Origin of the sequence: Sporosarcina sp. E16_8 (assembly GCF_017347095.1) — a bacterium.
GTDB lineage: Bacteria > Bacillota > Bacilli > Bacillales_A > Planococcaceae > Sporosarcina.
The window spans coordinates 1-514 of sequence record NZ_JADPRZ010000137.1; the positions used below are offsets into that span (position 1 = coordinate 1).

Sequence of the window (514 nt, forward strand, 5' to 3'; positions counted from 1 at the left end):
CCGTATCGGAAGGTGCGGCTGGATCACCTCCTTTCTAAGGATTATTACGGAATGTAAACCACGGGTTTACACATTGATGTTTTGCGTTCAGTTTTGAAGGTTCCTTTGTGAACTTCATATATTCCTGAATGGGCCTATAGCTCAGCTGGTTAGAGCGCACGCCTGATAAGCGTGAGGTCGGTGGTTCGAGTCCACTTAGGCCCACCATTAAGCTTTTTAAACGGTTTTTTCGTTTAAAGAAGCTACAAAGACTTTGAGCGTTATTAATGCTTAAATGATAACCCTATATTTAGGGGCCTTAGCTCAGCTGGGAGAGCGCCTGCCTTGCACGCAGGAGGTCAGCGGTTCGATCCCGCTAGGCTCCACCATTAAGCTTTTTAAACAGCACTACCGTTTAAATAAGCTACCATTAAAATTTGTTCTTTGAAAACTGAATGAAACGACATTGATAGCAACAAATCAAGTAATCAACGTAGAGAAAGCAATTTCTCTAGATTAGCACATGCAAATGAGC

2 tRNA genes are annotated in these 514 nt (G+C 42.8%); both read left to right on the forward strand.

Features of this window, described 5'->3' with window-relative positions:
• The first annotated feature begins 130 nt into the window (after window positions 1–130).
• Window positions 131–207: transfer RNA gene (locus I2484_RS21275), tRNA-Ile, on the forward strand.
• A gap of 85 nt (window positions 208–292) precedes the next feature.
• A tRNA-Ala gene (locus tag I2484_RS21280) sits at window positions 293–368 on the forward strand.
• Window positions 369–514: the final 146 nt, after the last annotated feature.